We start from the raw sequence: 18851 nt of genomic DNA on the forward strand, positions 1-18851 counted from the left end.
AAACGGGGGAGTTTTAGCCCGCGGGGTTGTTGTGCTCCGCGGGCTTTAGCGCACCATCCTTGCATAGTTGGCGCAAGGCGATGCGGCCATACATATCACCAAGTTCTTCACTGTTCAGACGCCCGCCTTCGGCATACCACTGCGAAACTCCAATGCCCATATCGATCAGCGCCCAGGAGACGATCTTGACGTCGTCGGCAATAAAACCCCGGAATCAATGCCTTCGCGCACAATCGCCATCCAGCGCGAGACGTAGTCACGACGCATCTGCACCACAATCGAGCGCGTTGGCTCCTCCAGCGCACGAATTTCGCTATTCACGATTCGTGCCCGGCGAGCTTGCTCCGCATGAAAAATCGTGTGGTATTTCATGCTGGCGAATAACTTATCGGCGCTAGTTTTCATGGGTGAATAACCGGTGGCATGAAAACGCAGTAGGGCTTCCATGGAGCTGACCGCGATATCAGCCAGTACCTCTTGCTTGGATCCATAGTGGTTGTACAGGCTGGATGCACGCATGCCGACGACTGCCGCTATGTCTTCCATTCCGGTGGCGTGGTAGCCGCGTTCGTCGAAAAGCTGCATCGCGGCCTCGGCGATTTGTGCTCGGCGTTTCGGATTAGCCATGGTGTTGTCTCCTAGTCGGGCGCATTGGCGGCAAAGCGCTAGTAGTAACGAACTGTAAGCTACGCACTATTAGTTCTGCAATAACAGTTGTGCATTCCAGACCAGTTAAGCATGCCGGAAAGTGTTGCGTGCATTCTGCTTGACTATTAATGCGATGTGAGTCACAATTATGATGAATGAACATTCGTTTGGAGGAGTGACTGTAACCATGGCCAATAACCCACTTGCCGCCGGCACTGACTTGCTTGGTGTTTTCAATGACCTACCAGAAGCTGATCTCAATGCGTGGAAGCGTGCGTACAGCCTGCGCGAGCCAATCGAAGCCGTCATCAATGATTATTGGCAGCGTGCAGAAATTCCCTTCGATCTCATCCAAGAAATCGTCAAGCAGGATCTGCTCACCGACGGCCTGGACGTGGACGGCCACGAGACCCTTTCGCACCTGGGTTCTGGCTTGGCACTGATGGATATTGCACGTACCGACGGCTCCGTCGCCACGATTATGGCTGTGCAGGCGGGCCTGGCGATGCGTGCGATTGATATGTGTGGTTCGCAGGAGCAAAAGGATAAGTACTTGCCAAAGATGGCGAAAGGCGAGAGACTCGGTGCCTTCGCGTTGACGGAACCGGATCACGGCTCGGACTCGATTGCGCTGGAAACCTCGGCGGTCCGGGATGGTGACGAGTGGGTGCTCAACGGGGAAAAGAAGTGGATCGGCCTGGGTAAAGGCGGTGATATCACGGTTGTCTGGGCGCGTACCGAAGAAGGCGACGTCTCTGGTTTCATCGTACCGCAGGACACCGCAGGGTATAACGCGGAAGTTATCGAAAACAAGATTTCGCTTCGTGCCATCCATCAGGCGCATATCAAGCTCAACGACGTCCGGGTTCCGGCAGAAAACCAGCTGGCTAACGCCAAGACTTTCAAGGACACCGCTGCCGTGCTGGTGGCAACGCGTACTGGTGTCGCCTGGATCGCGTTGGGTGCAGCCATTGGCTGCTATGAAAAGGCCCGCGCATACGTGGATGAGCGCATTCAGTTCGGCCGACGCCTGTCCGAAAACCAGATCATTCAACAGCGTCTGGTGAATATGCAGCTGGAACTCAGCGAAATGATGCTGTTGAACCGCCACATTGCGGAGCTGGATGCGGCCGGAAAGCTTACCTCCGAACAGGCTGCGTTTAACAAGTTGCGCTGTACGCGTGGCGCTCGCAAGATTGCTGCGGATGCCCGTGACATGCTTGGCGGCGTGGGTATTTTGCTGGATAACAACATTGCCCGTCACTTTGCAGATATTGAGGCCTACCACACCTACGAGGGCACTGATACGGTGCAGTCGTTGATTATCGGTAAGAAGATTACCGGCGTGGGAGCCTTCAAGTAACCACGGTGCCGAATCCCGTTTGGGGTTCGGCTTTTTCTGTAGCACTCGATTTTGTAAGCGAATAAATAATACTAAAACGTTGTGTCTTGCCACGGAAGATTGCCATGAATCCGACCACAAGTCACAGACTATTGGGATCGAGAAGAATTCCCCTTTGACCTATTAGGCCAGATTGCAGAATACGGATTGGGCGAAATCGAAATTTCTGGGACCTCTCGGTTATTTCGCGGGCTGGTGTATGCAAAAATCACGTGCGCGGATGTTTCCTTAGCTACATTGGTGGACATTCACAACGAGTTGATCGTCGGTGGATTATCCATGACCGCCACGAGAACCGAGAAAGACTGGATCATCGCTGGCGTGTCGCCGGAAAAGATCAGCGGCAAACTCGGGCTGCGCATCATGTAAAACGAGGATATGCGCTGTGCACAGGTGAAAATTCCGGTAGAAAATCTGATCCCGGGTGCGGACTCGTTTGCGAATACCAATGAATTCCTGTGCAACTCGCGCGCGTGGGTGGCTTGCGCATGCCACCGCGTTAAGACACCGGGGGGATGAGCCCATACTAAGCACAAAGCCACACTAAGAAAAGACTAACAGAACGCGAAAGACCGGCCAGAAAGAATCTGGCCGGTCTTTGCTCGATCACCCGGTTGCTGCGGTACGCCGCTGGGCTATGTCTGCAACCTAGTTATTCAGCGGCTTACGGGTTTTTGCCATGTGCATGGCACGCTCCACATTGGCTGGCATAGAAATCAGCGGCACGGCATGTTCGACCTCGCGGTCCGCGAATTCATCGAAGCTTAGCTCACTGACACCATCAGCAGCGGTGTAGTGCTTCGCCAGTTGGCGGGCGATGACATGATCGTTGTCCGTCATGCCCTCGATTGGCCAACCTTCATCCAGTGGGGTCTGACCAGAGTACAAAGCGATCTTGTCCTCATCGACCGGGGAATAATCATCGATCATCTCGGCTGCCTGGTCAATGGCATAGCCCAGCACGTGATCCGGCGACATCAAAATGGCGTCGCCTTCGCGAATGAAGCCGTAATCCGCTGCGAAGTACATGTTCGGCAGCGGCTTGGCATCGGTGATCACGTCGAATGCGCGCTGGTGGTAATCGTCGTAACGATGACGCATGCGCTCCAGCAGGGACACCGTACCGGACCATGCCGGGAACAGTCCGACATTACGTTCTGGGAAACCAACCTTGGTATCAGCGTGGACGGCCACGCGGTCACACGACAGATACAGCTCGGAACCGCCACCCAGGGCAGCGCCACGTACCGCGCCAACAACGGGGAATGGTGCGGTGCGTAGCTTGCGCATTACCTGCGAACCATTGCGCACCAGGTCATCGATGCGCTGGGTATCGCCGCTTTCGCCTGCTTCGGCGATGGACTTCAAATCCGCACCGGCGGAGAACGCGCGTTGCTCGTCGTTACCGATCACCAGGGCCTTGATTCCCAATTCTTCGGCATCATCGACAACGGCGCGTATGTCATTCAGCGCTGGCTGGCTCAAAGAGTTGAGTGATGTCTGCAAGTCTAAAATGGCGACGCCATTATCCAGCAGGTGGACGTTCAGCTTGTCTGCCTCACGAACGGTTGTGGCCTTGCCGGATGCCAGCAGTTCCTTGACCGTGACCACACCAGCGCGGTCCTTGGTCTCGGATACGGTGCCGTCGGTAGCCAGCACCTTGCCCACCTCTGGGTAGAACCCACCGGCCTTGATAGCGGCCTGCAGCAGGGCAGGGGTTTCGTCGTATAGCTCGGTGACCTTGTCCAGACCAATGGAATCAGCCAGCGCGAAGGGGCCTTGCTTCCAGCCATAACCCAGCACCATGGCCTTATCCATCAGCTCGACGGTATCGGCGACTTCCTCCGCAGTATCCAGGCAGTAGCCCAGCGTCGCTGCGAACAAGTCGCGGGCGTAGCGGCCACCGGCGCTATCTTCTGCGATTACCGAAGCAGCATCCTTGTGCTTGGTAGCCGGATCTTCCGGATGCTGGCGCTCGCCGTAGCTGAAGTCATCCTGAATGACCTTGTCGCGGCCCTGATAAAAACCACCATCCCCGGTGCGCCCAGTGAGTCCGCGCTCGACCAAGCCGTTGATGACGTCGTTTTTCTCCAGGTTGAACTGGTGCATCTTATCGGATTCCGGCAGCGCGTTGGTCAGCGACGACCAGATTGGCTTCACCAGCTGCAGGCCGATGTAGTCCAACAAGCCGAAAACGCCGGTGCGCGGGATGCCGAATGGTTTGGAGAACACGGCGTCGGCAAGCTCATAAGACACGCCCTGTTCCATGGCCAGCTCGGCACCGGCACCCAGCCAGAAACAACCCAGGCGGTTAGCAATAAAGCCTGGGGTATCGCGACAATCCACCACGACTTTGCCCAGCTGCTGTTCTGCAGCAGCATTCAAAATTTTCAGGGTATTCTTGCTGGTCTTTTCGCCTTCGACGATTTCCACCAGGCGCATCACACGCGGAGGGTTGAAAAAGTGGGTGATGGCAAAACGGCTGGCCAGGTCGTCGGAAAGCTGAGCGGTCAGCTCCGCCAACGGGATGGTCGAGGTATTCGACGACAAAATAGCCCGGTCATTCAGGTGCGGTGCGACGGTATCATACAGGGAGCGCTTGGCGTCCAAGTCCTCGAAAATGGCCTCCACGACCCAGTCGCACTCGGTGAGTTTCTCGAGATCATCAGTGGTGTTACCCGCGGAGATATTCTCCACGAACTTCGGGTGCACAAACCCCTTGCGCTTTTTCTGGGTGTCAATTCCCTTGAGTGCGCGGGCGCTGCGTTCCTCGTGGGTGTCGCCGTCGTCGGCCATGTCCAGCAGTGTGACCTTGATGCCAGCACTGGATAGCAGCGCAGCGATGCCCGCACCCATGGAACCGGCGCCGATCACGGCAGCCTTTTTCACGGGAGCGTCCACGGTGGTAGGTTGTGGGTCCGTCACAATCTTGGTTGCAGTGTTAGTCATGTTTATACAGCCTCCACAATCAAAGCGATACCCTGGCCGCCACCAATGCACATGGTGACCAGGCCGTACTTCTTGCCAGTTGCGCGCAGGTGGTGCAGGATCTTCACAGTCAAAATAGCGCCGGATGCCCCAACCGGGTGGCCGTGGGCGACGGCACCGCCGTGCACGTTGGTCTTGTCGGGATCGAATCCCAACTCATCCTGTACGGCAATGGCTTGTGCAGCGAAGGCCTCGTTGGATTCGATGAGGTCGATATCACTCAGGCTCAGACCAGCTTTCTGCAATGCCTTTGGCACCGCAGCAATTGGGCCCAAGCCCATCTTGGTTGGATCCACTCCGGCGATGCCCCAGGACACCACGCGACCCAGCGGGTTGGTTCCGTGCTGATTCAACGCGGATTCGCTGCCCAACAGCAAGGCGGCAGCGCCGTCGTTGATGCCAGAAGAGTTACCCGGGGTGACGGTGCCGTCTTTGCGGAATACTGGCTTCAGCTTCGCCAGTGCCTCCGGGGTGGTTTCACGCACGTGCTCGTCGAAATCAAAGGTGATGTCACCCTGGCGGGTGTTTAGGGTGACGGGCACGATTTCTTCTTTGTGCACGCCGTTGTCACGTGCGGCAGCGGCGCGGCGCTGGGATTCTGCGGCGAATTCATCCTGGCGTTGGCGCGAAATCCCGTATTCTTCTGCGACGTTTTCGGCGGTGACACCCATGTGGCCGGTGCCGAATGGGCAAGCCAGGGTGCCTAGTAGCCAGTCTTCGAGCACGCCATCGCCCATTTTTATTCCGCCGGTGCGCATGCCTTTGACGGAGTAGGGTGCTGAGCTCATGTGCTCGACACCGGCGGCTAGTGCGAGTTCTGCATCGCCGCTTACAATCTGTTGGCCAGCAGAGACAATGGCTTGTACGCCAGAGCCGCAGAGACGGTTGACGTTGAAGGCGATGGAGGAATCCTTCAGACCGGAGTTGATGCCGATCTTGCGGGATAGGTAAGCATCAGACGGGGTGGTGGGCACGACGTTGCCGGCGACGACGGAGTCGATGGCTGCTGGGTCAACACCAGCGCGCGCGATGACTTCTTTCGCGGCAATGGTGCCCATTTCGGTAGGAGAGAGCTTGGCGAGTGAGCCCTGGTTTTTCCCGATGGGAAGGCGGGCTGCGTTGGCAATGTAGATCTCTGACATGAGACTCCTTGCTGTCTGAAACAACTGTCTACGAATGATTATTCGTTATGAAGCGTAGTCTATGTCACAAATCTGGTTTCGGCAACGAGAACTAACCCAAGCTCTAGTCCCGCGCGGTAACCTTCTCATTCTCCGCGATCTCCGCTAACCGCTCCGTATCTACCATGCCGGCCACCACGACTGCAGAACCTCCCGCGGCCAGCGGAGAAAGAACCTGGCGTTGGAATGAGTTTGAATCTGTCCATCCCGTCGACAACAAGCGCTCCGCGTGGGGCTCGACGGACGACTCAATGAGCTCTGCCAGTGGGCGGGTTTGCCCAGGGTAGAAATCGCCGTAAAAACGCACCGTGGGGCCGAAATCAACCGCGCCCTCCGGGACCTGTTGCCCGAGTTCTTCGACACCGCGGCCGAATGGGTCCGTGGTCACAACGACAACATCGCCGCGATTCGCGTACTCGCTGGCTTTGTCCGTCGTGGTGAAAAAGACGACTGGCTCGGCAGCATCAGAAGTGTCGCTACTGTCGGCAGCGACAGTGTCAGTAGCAAAGTGCACCGTGACTCCGGCAGCCAGCGCGCCGAGGGAAATCATCACGGTTTGCCACGAGACGGGCAGATCCACCAGGATCGCCGAACCGTCGTCAAGATCCAATTCTTCGCGCAAAAAATTGGCCACCTTGGAAGCCCAGTTTTCGGTGGTCTGAGCGGAAAAATCCATGCGTGTACCGTCGGCTTCGTTATAGACGGTCAGGCGCGGGCTTGCAGGGTCGTCGGCAAGCAAATGAGACAACATATCCATGACCCCATCCTAGGGATCACGCTGCGGACCTGCAGTGTGCAAGCTGTGGATCAGCCGTGTAGTAGCAAAGCTGAGCGGGGCACTAGAACACACTCAAACCACCGTGGGCAGTGACTAGTGCACTAGTGCACACAACGCGGACCGTCGCCACCGGCATCAATTTCTGGGGCATCCACCACGCTGCCGAAATCCTCTCCCACAGCGGCAGTGGCATCGTCTTGCCCAAGCTTGTCCTCGTTCAGCGGCCCGTTGTAATCAGCGGCGACCACCACGACGATGGAATCTGGCTCCAGGTTGGCATTTTCTGTGACCGTAGGAATTCCCAGCTGCTCCGCCAAAGCCTGCGCACGCGGATCGTTGGCGTCAGCGGCAACGACCTGCGAGGTCGTATAAATCCCCTCGTTGGCATTGGAGACATCCATCACGGTGTAGCCGTGCTCATCCAACCACGCGCCGACGGCAGCTGCGGTACCGGTGGGTGCTTGCGCGTTGAGGATGTGCAGCTGGGCACCCTCGGCAACCATCTCGACGAGGTTGCGGCCTTGCTCATCGGCACCATCATGGTTTTCGCCATCGCCAGCGGTGTCCGCAGCGTCCGAGCCATCAGAACCATCTGCTTCATCCCCGGAATCTCCTGGTTGATTCAGTAGATGGTCCATAAAGGCATGAACTTGGTCTTCGTCGACAGTAACCACGGATTCGCCATGATCGCCGACACCATCGATGGAGGTGACCGGAATAGTGGTGAAAGTGACGTTTCCACCCGCCAAGTTGGACAACTGGGTAGCAAAACTCATGATGTCCCAGTCCTCATCGATGATGACTGAACGCTCCACTGCGGTGGAGATTTTGTTCAGCGTCGACGGGTTAGTCAGGGTGCCGGTAGCCAATACTTTGTTGACCAACGAGGCCATATACGCTTGCTGGCGCACGATGCGGTCCAGGTCACCACGGGGCAGGCCGTAGCGTTGGCGCACGAAAGCCAAGGCGTCCCGGCCATCCAGCGTGGACACCCCGGCGGGGAATTGCGCTCCAGACATTGGGTCGTCGACAGGCTCTTTCAAGCACACATCCACGCCACCGACGGCGTCGGTAAGCAGCACGAACCCCAACAAGCCGACCTCGGCGTAATGGTCCACTTCAATGCCAGTGAGGTCCGCGACCGCAGAAATCAGCCCGGCACGCCCAGCGGCCATGGCGGCGCGCTCTTGATCCACATCGAGATTCGGAGAGGCTTGTTCCCCGTCTGTATTCTGGCCTTGCGCGCCAGCGCCACCAGCACCAGCAGTATCTGCAGAAAGTCCCTGCTCGTACGCGGCTTTGTGCTCGCTATAGACGGCGTTGAGTTTCATGTTGCCGAACTCGTCGTCGTGCACGTAAGTATCGCGCGGTAACGAAATCGCGGTGGCCTGGGAACCGTCGTTAGGCACCCGGATCAACATCATGGTGTCGGTATTGTCTTCGCCACCGAATTCTCCGGCGTTGAGGCGATCGAGCTCTTCCCGGCTGAGTTCATTCCCGTGCGCATCGGTGCGGGAATCTGAACCGACCAGCAAGATATCGACGGCACCGTCCGGGGCTTGATCCCCAGAACCCTGCGAGGTCTCACTCAGCCCCAAATTTCCCGCCGAGGCCAGGCTGGAGCCGACGCGGCCGACTGTCCAATAGCCCAAGGCGGTGATGAGCAAAGTCAACACCGAAAGCAGGGCAATGAAGACCTTGAGCCCGCCGGGGCCGCGTTGTTTGATCGTGGCGCGGGAGCGTGGGGCGGGCTGAATCTCTCGGATGGAGCGATTTCGATCATTCACGCTGTTCAACTTTAGGGCATCACAGTACGTTTTCGGTTACCATAAGCCCCATTGTGTCTGAGCAAACTAACCACCACAGCCGATTGCCCGTCATCACCGTGACATATTCACCGGGTAAGCACCTGCGCGCATTGCTGGATTCCCTGCCTGGTGCGACAACCCGCCCGGTGGAGGTGGTGCTGGCCGATAACGGCTCGACCGACGGCGCACCGGAAAAAGCGGCTGCGGAATATGATCACGTCACGTTTTTCCCCACCGGCGGAAACCTCGGCTATGGCGCGGGAATGAATGCCGGGGTGCGAGCCCTGGATGATGCGAACGACGACAGCCTAGCTGGCGGGACGCTTGCCGACGATTTCGTGCTGCTGACCAATCCAGACGTGCAATTCCACGATGGTGCGATCGACGAGCTGCTGGCGTGCGCAGCGCGCCACCCCACCGCGGCGGCGATCGGCCCGCGCATTATCGAGGCCGACGGATCCACCTATCCGTCGGCACGCGCTTTGCCCAGTTTGGTGGACGGAATCGGGCATGCCATCTTGGCGGATCTGTGGCCAGCGAATCCGTTCTCGGCGCGCTACCGGCAAGGCCAGGATATGGAAACGGAACGCGAGGCCGGGTGGTTATCCGGTTCCTGCCTGCTGGTGCGCAGGGAAGCTTTCGCGCGCGTGGGTGGTTTCGATGAACGCTATTTCATGTATTTCGAAGACACAGATTTGGGGGACCGTTTCGCCCGCGCGGGATACAGCAATATTTACTGCCCGTCGGCACGGATTAGTCACGCACAGGGCCATTCCACCGAAGAAGCATCTGTATCTGCCACCATGCTGCGGGTACACCACCAATCTGCAGCGCGCTATCTTTGCGACCGCCTGCCGCATTGGTACCAAGCACCGGTGCGCGCGGTACTGCGTGCCGGGCTAGGGCTACGAGCGAAGATTGTGACTCGCGGCTGAGACGAGGCTGACCCACGACTGATCCGCTTGATCTGTGGCGGCAGATCCGCGTCGGCCTCGGTGTGTAAGCGCGGTTTGTCGGTGTTGAACAGTTATATTTTGGTCCATGAGCAAAACCGACGCCGTGATTCTGGTTGGTGGGCGCGGAACTCGCTTGCGCCCGCTGACCATCAATACGCCGAAGCCGATGCTGCCCACTGCTGGATACCCTTTCTTGCAGCACTTATTGGCCCGCATCAAGGCTGCAGGAATTGAACATGTCATTTTGTCGACGTCGTTTCGCGCCGAGGTGTTCGAGGAATACTTTGGTGACGGTTCTGACATGGGCTTGGAGATCGAATACGTCGTCGAGGAAGAAGCCCTAGGTACTGGCGGCGGTATTCGCAATGTGTATGACAAAATTCGCGGCGATAACGCCATGGTGTTCAACGGTGATGTGCTAGCCTCGACTGATTTGCGTGGAATTTTGCGCACCCACGAAGAAAAAGATGCAGATCTGACCATGCATTTGGTGCGTGTATCTGACCCGCGCGCTTTTGGCTGCGTGCCGACGGATGCCAGCGGGCAGGTCACCGCGTTTATGGAAAAGACCGAAGACCCGCCGACGGACCAAATCAACGCCGGTTGTTACGTGTTCAAAAAAGATTTGATTGCCTCTATTCCCGCTGGACGTAACGTCTCTGTAGAACGTGAGACATTCCCGCGGCTGCTCGACGAAGGACGCAGCGTGGTGGGGCACGTCGATGCCGCGTATTGGCGCGATATGGGTCGCCCCGATGATTTTGTGCAAGGTTCTTCTGATCTGGTGCGCGGAATTGTGGGCTCCCCGCTGCTGGAGGGGCGCACCGGTGAAGCACTGGTGGATCCCGCTGCCGGCGTCGCCGGGGGAGTCCTGTTGTTGGGGGGCACCACGGTGGGCCGCGGCGCTGAGATTGGTGGTGGCTGCCGTATCGATTCTTCGGTGATTTTTGCTGGTGCCACCATCGAGCCGGGGGCGCGAATCCGGAATTCGATCATTGCGGACGGTGCACATATCGGTGCCAACGCGATTATCGACGGATGCGTTATCGGTGAAGGCGCCCAGATTGGGGCCAGGTGTGAACTCGCGCCGGGCATGCGTGTGTGGCCAGGTGTCGATATTCCGGATACTGGTATCCGGTTCAGTTCTGACGCTTAGTTTCTGCCGCTTAGTTTCTGGGCTTTTTCTGCGGCGGTTTCTTGGAGCGAAGCCAGGCTGTAGTTTCCCGGACGAGCCCCGGCACTATATCTAGTACCCCCGTGGTTTACCCCCGTTGAGTCATTGTTGTTACTGCTGTGACTCGTGTGGTCTAGTGCAGGGCTTTTCTGTGGGTTTTTCTGCAGATACCGGAACCTGGGTTGACGATATTTAGTGTCGCGTTGTCTAATCTTTTCCAGTATCTGAACGAAACTACGGAGAAAGGACACGGCGTGGACGATATGGCTAAAAACGCCATTCTCCGTGGCGGCGCGGCAGCACTGTCGATCGAAGAGCTCTTCGGTGCGGTAGAACAAGAATGGCAAGATCAGGCGCTGTGCGCGCAGACCGACCCGGAAGCATTTTTCCCGGAAAAAGGTGGCTCTACCCGGGAGGCCAAGCGCATTTGCCGGGCCTGCCCAGTACGCGATGAATGCCTTGAATTCGCCCTGGAGCATGACGAGCGCTTCGGTATTTGGGGCGGACTATCTGATCGTGAACGCCGCCGCTTAAAGCGTGATATCGGCTAATAGCTTCAGCGTTCCTTGATCCCGTGAGCGGCAGGCCGCATGGAGCGGTTAGTCTTCCCACGGATAACGCGCATCCACATCACGCGGATCCAGGTTAAGGTAGGTAGCCACCAAAACTGTCAGAATTTCTTGCAGCAACTGCCTGCGTTGTTCGCTATTGGCGGCTCGTTGCTCGATGGGTTTCCGGAACAACACAATCCGGGCGCGCGTCGGCTGGCCTTGTGCATCTATCCCGGGCTGTAATACGCGACCCAGCGGGACTGGTCCGTCGCTGAAAATTTCGTCGTCGACAAGAGCTAAATCCGAACCCAAATTCATGCGCGGCACGGTATCGACGGCGAGGTCTAATGCCTCCAATTGCGGGGCGAAGGATGCGTGGATGGAACTAAATGCATCCAGTGCAGCCATGTCGAATTGTTGGCTGCGGGAACGAAAGCGCGGAGTTTGCTGTGGTAGTAGCACCCCACGCAGGCCGCGCCCATGGCGGTCGCGTCGTGGGGATAACCTCGCGCTTGCAGTCATGGCATCAGCTTAGAACTCAACGGCAAATTTCGTCGTTGCGCCACGCCGGTTTCATTCGCTTAATCGAAGTGATGCTGCCGGGAGTACTCCCTGACAGCAATTGGCAAACCTGGAGCCAGTCTTTAAACTTGGTGGCGTGAATCAAATTCGTCGCTGCTCCCGTCCCGGCTGTGGTCAGCCTGCGCTCGCAACCTTGACGTATGCGTATGCCGAATCGACCGCGGTGGTGGGCCCGTTGACTAACCAACCGGACCCGCATAGTTGGGACTTGTGCCAGAAACATTCCGAGAAAATCACCGCCCCGGTCGGGTGGGAGATCGTTCGCGTCGGCGATGTCGATATTGATGACGAAGATGATTTGATTGCTCTCGCGGCTGCGGTGCGCGAAAATGGTCGCGTAACCAGTGGTCTTGTCGACGACCCCGATACCAGCCCCGTTGCGCACACGTCAGCCTTCGCAGACGCGGCGGATCCGGAACGCTCTAACCACCCGGTGCACCGCGTTCCGCGCGTGGTGGAGGAAAAGCAGCAGCGCCGCGCACACTTGCAGGTAGTGCCTGACGACGCCGATGCCGACGAGCCCGTACCAGATTCGGTCAGTGTTAACGGCAGCCGTCATGCGATCGGTCCACACACCAATGCCGATAAGCACGAAGTTGGCGGCGGACAAGATACTGGCGCACAAGATACCGGCGAAGAGCATGCTGGTGAAGAGCATGCTGGTGAAGAGCATGCTGGTGAAGGCGCTAGCGAACGCGATGCTGATCCGGTTGATTCCATGCTGGAGGAGCTGCGCCATTCTTCGGCAACCGACTTTGCATCGTTATGGCCGGATGAACGCCGCGACTAAACCGGATTAGTTGAGCCAACCCACAAGCTGCTAGCTGCCCGGTAAATTCCTGCTAATACCCCATGGGAACATTTTTGTGTGCGTACTCATCGGAACCTCCGGGCGCGCGACCGTTAGAATGGCGATTATGTATTCTGCGCAATTCCTCAACTCTGTTATTAAGGCCTATGACATTCGCGGGCTGGTGGAATCCGAGATCACCACGGATTTTGTCCGCAACGTCGGTCGCGCATTCGCAGATTTCCTGAAAAACCACGGCACCGAAACCCGCGTTGCTGTCGGCCACGATATGCGCCCGTCGTCTCCGGAGTTGGCTGCAGCCTTTGCAGAAGGGGTTGCGGAATCGGGTCTGGATGTCACCGCTTTGGGGCTGGTTTCCACCGATGAGCTGTACTTTGCCGCAGGGCAGCTGGATTGCGCCGGTGCGATGTTTACTGCTTCGCACAATCCGGCCTCATATAACGGAATCAAGCTGTGTCGCGCCGGAGCCAAGCCGGTGGGGCAGGATACCGGCCTGGGAATTATCACTGATTACCTGGCACATCTTGCCGACGAGGGCGGCAGCGCTTCTTCGGCCGCGGCACCGGCATCGAGCCACGGTACAGTTGACCGGCACGAAATTCTGGCCGATTATGCGCGTTACCTCAATGAATTGGTGCCACTGTCTGCCGCGCGCCCACTCGTGGTTGCCGTGGATGCCGCTAACGGCATGGCCGGGCACACAGTGCCCGCGGTTTTTGCGGACCTGCCCATCGAGATTCGTCCGCTGTATTTCGAACTTGATGGCACTTTCCCCAACCACGAGGCCAACCCGTTGGATCCGAAGAACCTGGTGGATTTGCAGCGCTTTACCGTAGAACAAGGCGCTGATGTCGGACTAGCCTTCGACGGTGATGCTGACCGCGTGTTCTTGGTGGATGAAAAAGGCCAGCCGGTTTCGCCGTCCGCGATTTGTGCATTGATCGCCGAGCGCATGCTCCAGCGCTATCCGGGGGCGACGATCATCCACAACCTGATTACCTCCAAGATGGTGCCGGAGCTAGTCGAAAAATCCGGCGGCACCGCGGTGCGCACGAAGGTCGGACACTCGTTTATCAAAGCGGAAATGGCGAAACACAATGCTGTTTTCGGTGGTGAGCATTCCGCTCATTATTATTTCAGCGAGTTTTTCAACGCCGATTCCGGCATGCTTGCCGCGCTGCACATGCTTGCGGCACTAGCTGCGCACGACGGCAGCTTGTCAGAGCTGATGGCTTCCTACCAGCACTATGCTGCCTCGGGCGAGATCAACTTTCGGGTTACTGAGCAGGCTGCCGCCCGCGACAAAGTGCGCCAGGCATTTGCGGACCGAGCTGCAGATATCGACGAATTAGACGGAATGACCGTCAACCTGCAGGCAAGCACTGCGTGGTTTAACCTGCGCGCGTCCAACACGGAGCCATTGCTGCGCCTGAACGTGGAAGCAGAAACTCCGGAACACGTCTCCGAGCTTGTCGACGAAATCTCCGCGCTGGTGTCCTAGCCGCAGTTTCACAGACCGCAGTAAACACCCCGCACTAGAAGGATTATTTTCGATCTATGCAGCCACTCCGACCGGCGATTCGCCGCTACCCGTGGGGCTCGACCACGCTGATCCCTGAGCTGGCCGGCCAGCCAGCGACCGGGGATCACATCGCTGAGCTCTGGTTTGGTGCCCATACGGCTGGGCCGGCACACGTGGTCGCGTCCGATGACACGCTGATCAGTTTGGGTGATTACATCGCCGCTGATCCGCACCACCATTTGGGTGCGCGCGTGCACCAGCACGCCGATGGCCGGTTGCCGTTTATGCTGAAGCTTTTGGCTGCGGACGAGCCGTTGTCTTTGCAGGCACACCCGACTCGGGCCGAAGCCGAAGCTGGTTTTGCGCGGGAAAACGCGGCGGGGCTGGCTTTGGATGACCCACAGCGGAATTACAAAGACCCCAACCACAAACCTGAGCTTATTGTGGCATTGACGCGGTTCCGGGCCCTGGCCGGCTTTCGCCCCATTGCTCGTACGCAGGAGCTGTTCGCGGTACTCGATTGCTCTGAGCTAGCGCCCTATGTCGAGATTCTAGCCAGCGCGAGTTCTGCCGGTGAATCCGAACAACTGCACGCGTTGTTTCGACGTTGGGTCACGCTTGCCGACGATGTTCGAGAGGGTCTAATCCGTTCCGTCGTCGACGTGGCCAGCACAATTCTTGCCGATGATTCCGCCTGTGAGTCTGTCGCCGAATGGATTTTGGATAGTCTGCGCACCGTGGTGGACTTACAACGCCGCTACCCGGGGGATATCGGCGTATTGAGTGCACTATTGCTGCATCACGTCACGTTGGAACCGGGGCAAGCGATATGCCTGAAGTCTGGTCAACTCCATGCCTATCTGGAAGGGATGGGCGTGGAGATCATGGCGAATTCGGATAATGTGCTGCGCGGTGGGCTCACTGAAAAACACGTTGATGTGCCAGAGCTGCTGGAAGTGCTGGATTTTTCTAGTGTGCAGGATCCTATCGTGGAACCATACAGCAGCGCTGACGGTCGGTTGCGTTATCCTGCGCATTCGGATGAATTTGTGCTGGAGCGTGTCGAATTAACCTGTGAGCAACCGACGTTGCGGTGCGGACATGATGGGCCTGCCATCGTCTTGGTTACCCGGGGTGCGGTGCGCTGTGAGGATCAGATCATTCGGCCTACCGAAGCAGTCTGGTTACCAGCGGGTGCTGCAGAAACGGAATTTGCCGTGGCTGGCGGGGAGGCAGGCGGAGAAACAGAAACTAGCGCCGAACTTTTTATCGCCCGTACCTAGAAGCAGAATCCCCAGCAACGCCCCGGCAGCGATGACTATTAAATGCAGCTACTGAGTGATTATCACGCAGCCGCTAGTAAGCCTTAAATGCAGAGCTCGAGCTGCTCAGTGCCGTAGAGCCAATGCCGGCAGAGCCAGCGCCGACGAACTCGTCGACGGCGTCGCGTAATTGTTGGGCGGCCTCATTCGCTGCCGCGGTACCGCGGGCAAGCGCGTCGTGCAATTCGGCACTAGCAGGCACGTTCGCTATCTGGCCTGTCCATGCTGCAGTTCCGGCTTCGGGTTCTGGTGCTTGCTCGTTCTGGTGGAACCGCTGGTCCTGTTGGTGCTGTTGGTCTTGTGGCGCAGTATCGTTCGGTTCGCCAGTATCGGCGGGTTGGCCTGCTTGCGCCGGGTGCGCCGGTGTCCCAGTGCCAGGCTGTAATCCCGCGCGATCCAATGTCTCATTGAGCAAAGGCTTCGGATCCAGTGTTGTGAGATCGTGGATAGCCTGTGGTACTTCTACTGGTGCTTGCTGGATACCGACCTGCCCGGAAACGCCGTTTCTGGTGGCATCCTGGTTGGCGGTATTTGGGCCGGTAACGCCAGGGGCAGTAACGCCAGGACCAGTGCCGTCGGCGCTCGTGTCGTTGTGGCGATCTGCAGCAGGTGCCGGTTCGGCGAGCACGAGGGAATCGTTCGGTTCTTGGTTTCCAGCACCGCGCTGGCTGCCTTGCTGTTGTGGTTGTGGACCCTCAAAACCCCGCGGACGGTAGACCACCGTAGGCTCGACTGGCTTGGGATCTGCCTTGATCACCGCATGCGGTGGAAGGAACGGGTCTGCAGCATCAATCTGTGCGCGGCGAGAGTTCTGGGATCCGCGCGGTGTGGTGGGCAACCCGTGGGCGTCGGCAAGCGAATGCGGCGTGGATCGATGCCGTGAATGTTCCTGCGTGGCAGCGCTATTATCGTTCGCGTTCTGCCCGGAAGTGTCGCGCGTTGCTGCTCCAGCGCGGGCAGTATTTTCCGAAGCACTGGTGGTTTCCGTGACGGTGGCGGTTTCGGTCTGAGTATGGCCTGCTTCATGCACCTGCGAGGCCGTGGAGAAGTTCGCCGGGTCCGAAACCTGCCAGACTCCGAAGCCAATTGCGCCCGCAAGAAGACAGCCGCCACCGATAAAAGCGATTGCCCGGCGGGTTTCTTGGCTCATGGGACGCGCGCCCTTTCGCGTTGATTGCAACTTGATAACAAACCATAACAGCTTTATCTCAAAGTAGTAAGGGGGTGACGTCGAATCCGCGCTATTGTGAGACAACTTATATATGAGGAGCTGACGTGCCAGATATGCGGCCGTGTGTGTCAAACTAGATCAGCTGATGCAGATTGAGACAGGAGTACTCCATGACATCTTGGGATGAAGCTATTTTCACCGACGACAATAGCCAGGATTTTCTCGATGAACTAGTCGATCTTGACGACGACGACATCATCGAATCGGTTCGTGATGCATGCTTGCTCGCAGCCGGCAACGACGCCACCGAGGTAGAAGCCCACCACGGCTTGGTCGCAGCGACCATCGCAGCTATTTGGGCGGGAGCTCCGTTTTCGGCAGGCGATGCCGTTGCCGAGTACCCGTTTATCCGTGAGCTGGCGGGCACAACCGACGAACAGCTCACGGAAGCAGCCGCCGAACTACTCGACGGCGTTGACGGCGACTATGACCTTGATCCGTTCTTGGAAGCCTTGTCATGATTATTGCCATCGAAGGTATCGATGGCGCAGGTAAAAACACCGCGGTTACTGCGTTGACAAAGATGCTTCGGCAACAAGGCATCGCTGTCGAGGTGTTGGCATTTCCGGACTATGACAATTCCATCCACGCCCAGCTGGCACGAGAGGCACTCTACGGCAGGATGGGGGATCTCAGCGATTCTCCCTATGCCATGGCCACGCTTTTTGCTTTGGACCGCGCCGCGAGCCGGGACACGTTGTGGCAGTATCATGCCGACGGCAGCGATAACCATGCCGGCAATCATGCCGACGCCGCCGACAACGCACGCCACAGCGATGCCGTGCTGATCCTGGACCGCTATGTGGCCTCGAGTGCCGCCTATAGCTGGGCGCGGACCGGGGAACAAGCTGTGACGGACTGGGTTGCCGAACTCGAATTTGGGCGCTTGGGGCTGCCGAAGCCCGACTTGCAGATCCTGCTGGATGTTCCCGTCGACGTGGCTGCCGCTCGCGCACAATCGCGCTCGCAGGCAGATGCCACCCGGCAGCGGGATCACTACGAACGCGACAGTGATCTACAAACCAACACGAATGCTGCTTATCACCAACTCGCGGCGTTGAATTGGGCTAGCCAATGGCTAGTCAGCGATGACATCGATAAGATAATGGCAACGATTCACACGCGCCGGGCTGAGCTAGCCCACCGTAGCGTTCCCGTAACACCACCCCCGGAGGATGAATACGACGATGGCAGCAACCATTCTGGTAGTTGATGATGACCCAGCGATCTCCGAGATGTTGACTATCGTGCTGGAATCCGAAGGTTTTCATCCCATCGCGGTGACGGACGGCAATGAGGCGGTCCCGGCGTTTCGTGAGCACGAACCGGACTTGATTTTGCTGGATTTGATGCTGCCAGGCATGAACGGCGTGGATATTTGCCGCACTATTCGCACAGAATCATCGGTGCCGATCGTCATGCTGACCGCGAAAACCGATACCGTTGACGTCGTGTTGGGGCTGGAATCGGGCGCCGACGACTACATCACGAAGCCTTTCAAACACAAGGAACTGATCGCGCGCATCCGTGCCCGCCTACGCCCGGCGGTGGCTTCGCATGACGACGCCGCGGATTCTGCAGAAAGCATCGTCATCGGTGATCTGCACATTGATACCAGTGAGCACACCGTGACGCGCAATGGTGAAGAGATCGCGCTGACCCCACTGGAGTTTGATTTGTTGCTGGAAATGTCGCGCAAGCCAGGGCAGGTGCACACTCGGGAATCGTTGCTGGAGAAGGTCTGGGGCTATAAGCACGCCTCGGATACTCGTTTGGTGAATGTGCATGTGCAGCGGCTGCGCGCGAAGATTGAAAAAGACCCGGAGGACCCGCAAATCGTGCTCACGGTGCGGGGAGTGGGCTATAAAACAGGCAAGAAGCCTGCAGCCTAGGCAGG

General features: G+C 57.9%; 16 protein-coding genes and 2 pseudogenes. 11 read left to right on the forward strand and 7 right to left on the reverse strand.

Annotated features, from left to right (window positions below):
• Nucleotides 1-13: 13 nt before the first annotated feature.
• A pseudogene (locus tag ACP8MI_RS02710) lies at nucleotides 14-627 on the reverse strand (TetR-type transcription factor C-terminal domain-containing protein).
• 208 nt (nucleotides 628-835) lie between these two features.
• Here ACP8MI_RS02710 and ACP8MI_RS02715 point away from each other — a divergent pair.
• Entirely contained in the window at nucleotides 836-2011 is a 1176-nt protein-coding gene (locus tag ACP8MI_RS02715) for an acyl-CoA dehydrogenase family protein (RefSeq protein WP_490290697.1), read from the forward strand.
• A gap of 108 nt (nucleotides 2012-2119) precedes the next feature.
• Nucleotides 2120-2419, forward strand: coding sequence for an acyl-CoA dehydrogenase family protein (locus ACP8MI_RS02720; protein ID WP_348649938.1), 300 nt, complete (start codon nucleotides 2120-2122; stop codon nucleotides 2417-2419).
• Between the two features lie 279 nt (nucleotides 2420-2698).
• Here the strand turns inward: ACP8MI_RS02720 and ACP8MI_RS02725 are convergent, their stop codons facing one another.
• The 4 genes from ACP8MI_RS02725 to ACP8MI_RS02740 all read right to left on the reverse strand — a co-directional run bounded on the left by ACP8MI_RS02725 (nucleotide 2699) and on the right by ACP8MI_RS02740 (nucleotide 8784).
• On the reverse strand, nucleotides 2699-4999 hold the full coding sequence (locus tag ACP8MI_RS02725) for a 3-hydroxyacyl-CoA dehydrogenase/enoyl-CoA hydratase family protein (RefSeq protein ID WP_284572214.1): 2301 nt from the start codon (nucleotides 4997-4999) through the stop codon (nucleotides 2699-2701).
• Nucleotides 5000-5001: 2 nt separating this feature from the next.
• Nucleotides 5002-6180, reverse strand: coding sequence for an acetyl-CoA C-acyltransferase (locus ACP8MI_RS02730; RefSeq protein ID WP_147578665.1), 1179 nt, complete (start codon nucleotides 6178-6180; stop codon nucleotides 5002-5004).
• A gap of 103 nt (nucleotides 6181-6283) precedes the next feature.
• The gene (locus ACP8MI_RS02735) at nucleotides 6284-6976 is read right to left on the reverse strand and encodes a TIGR03089 family protein (protein ID WP_126844460.1); all 693 of its coding nucleotides are present in this window, start codon (nucleotides 6974-6976) and stop codon (nucleotides 6284-6286) included.
• Nucleotides 6977-7098: 122 nt separating this feature from the next.
• Nucleotides 7099-8784 carry an LCP family protein gene (locus ACP8MI_RS02740; protein ID WP_283774539.1) on the reverse strand — a complete coding sequence of 562 codons (1686 nt, stop codon included), beginning with the start codon at nucleotides 8782-8784 and terminating at the stop codon, nucleotides 7099-7101.
• 53 nt (nucleotides 8785-8837) lie between these two features.
• Here ACP8MI_RS02740 and ACP8MI_RS02745 point away from each other — a divergent pair, with 53 nt between their 5' ends.
• From ACP8MI_RS02745 to ACP8MI_RS02755, 3 genes are all read left to right on the forward strand, one after another.
• Entirely contained in the window at nucleotides 8838-9740 is a 903-nt protein-coding gene (locus tag ACP8MI_RS02745; protein ID WP_236588381.1) for a glycosyltransferase family 2 protein, read from the forward strand.
• A 106-nt stretch (nucleotides 9741-9846) separates the two neighbouring features.
• Nucleotides 9847-10917 carry a mannose-1-phosphate guanylyltransferase gene (gene manB / locus ACP8MI_RS02750; protein WP_284590006.1) on the forward strand — a complete coding sequence of 357 codons (1071 nt, stop codon included), beginning with the start codon at nucleotides 9847-9849 and terminating at the stop codon, nucleotides 10915-10917.
• Between the two features lie 272 nt (nucleotides 10918-11189).
• Nucleotides 11190-11486, forward strand: coding sequence for a WhiB family transcriptional regulator (locus ACP8MI_RS02755; protein ID WP_018120982.1), 297 nt, complete (start codon nucleotides 11190-11192; stop codon nucleotides 11484-11486).
• A gap of 48 nt (nucleotides 11487-11534) precedes the next feature.
• Here ACP8MI_RS02755 and ACP8MI_RS02760 read toward each other — a convergent pair whose 3' ends face one another.
• Complete coding sequence (locus ACP8MI_RS02760; RefSeq protein WP_201809125.1) at nucleotides 11535-12008, reverse strand: metallopeptidase family protein; 474 nt, start codon at nucleotides 12006-12008, stop codon at nucleotides 11535-11537.
• A 136-nt stretch (nucleotides 12009-12144) separates the two neighbouring features.
• Here ACP8MI_RS02760 and ACP8MI_RS02765 point away from each other — a divergent pair.
• From ACP8MI_RS02765 to manA, 3 genes and pseudogenes are all read left to right on the forward strand, one after another.
• Nucleotides 12145-12579 (forward strand): annotated as a pseudogene (locus tag ACP8MI_RS02765) (DUF3499 domain-containing protein); the annotation flags it as partial.
• 406 nt (nucleotides 12580-12985) lie between these two features.
• Entirely contained in the window at nucleotides 12986-14380 is a 1395-nt protein-coding gene (locus ACP8MI_RS02770; RefSeq protein WP_049167516.1) for a phosphomannomutase/phosphoglucomutase, read from the forward strand.
• A 56-nt stretch (nucleotides 14381-14436) separates the two neighbouring features.
• The gene (gene manA / locus ACP8MI_RS02775) at nucleotides 14437-15684 is read left to right on the forward strand and encodes a mannose-6-phosphate isomerase, class I (RefSeq protein ID WP_126844456.1); all 1248 of its coding nucleotides are present in this window, start codon (nucleotides 14437-14439) and stop codon (nucleotides 15682-15684) included.
• A gap of 73 nt (nucleotides 15685-15757) precedes the next feature.
• On the opposite strand, the gene ACP8MI_RS02780 is transcribed toward manA, so the two are convergent.
• On the reverse strand, nucleotides 15758-16873 hold the full coding sequence (locus ACP8MI_RS02780; RefSeq protein WP_126844454.1) for a hypothetical protein: 1116 nt from the start codon (nucleotides 16871-16873) through the stop codon (nucleotides 15758-15760).
• 191 nt (nucleotides 16874-17064) lie between these two features.
• Between ACP8MI_RS02780 and ACP8MI_RS02785 the strand changes: the two genes are divergently transcribed.
• The 3 genes from ACP8MI_RS02785 to mtrA are packed head-to-tail and all read left to right on the forward strand — an operon-like array spanning nucleotide 17065 to nucleotide 18846.
• A complete protein-coding gene (locus tag ACP8MI_RS02785; protein WP_049148611.1) occupies nucleotides 17065-17415 on the forward strand; it encodes a DUF4259 domain-containing protein in 351 nt (116 codons plus the stop codon).
• Nucleotides 17412-18167, forward strand: a complete 756-nt coding sequence (locus tag ACP8MI_RS02790) for a dTMP kinase (RefSeq protein ID WP_284590005.1) — start codon at nucleotides 17412-17414, stop codon at nucleotides 18165-18167. Before ACP8MI_RS02785 ends, ACP8MI_RS02790 begins: the two co-directional genes overlap by 4 nt.
• Nucleotides 18142-18846, forward strand: coding sequence for an MtrAB system response regulator MtrA (mtrA, locus tag ACP8MI_RS02795; RefSeq protein ID WP_018120990.1), 705 nt, complete (start codon nucleotides 18142-18144; stop codon nucleotides 18844-18846). Before ACP8MI_RS02790 ends, mtrA begins: the two co-directional genes overlap by 26 nt.
• Nucleotides 18847-18851: the final 5 nt, after the last annotated feature.

It is taken from the genome of Corynebacterium sp. LaCa_70 (assembly GCF_058182015.1).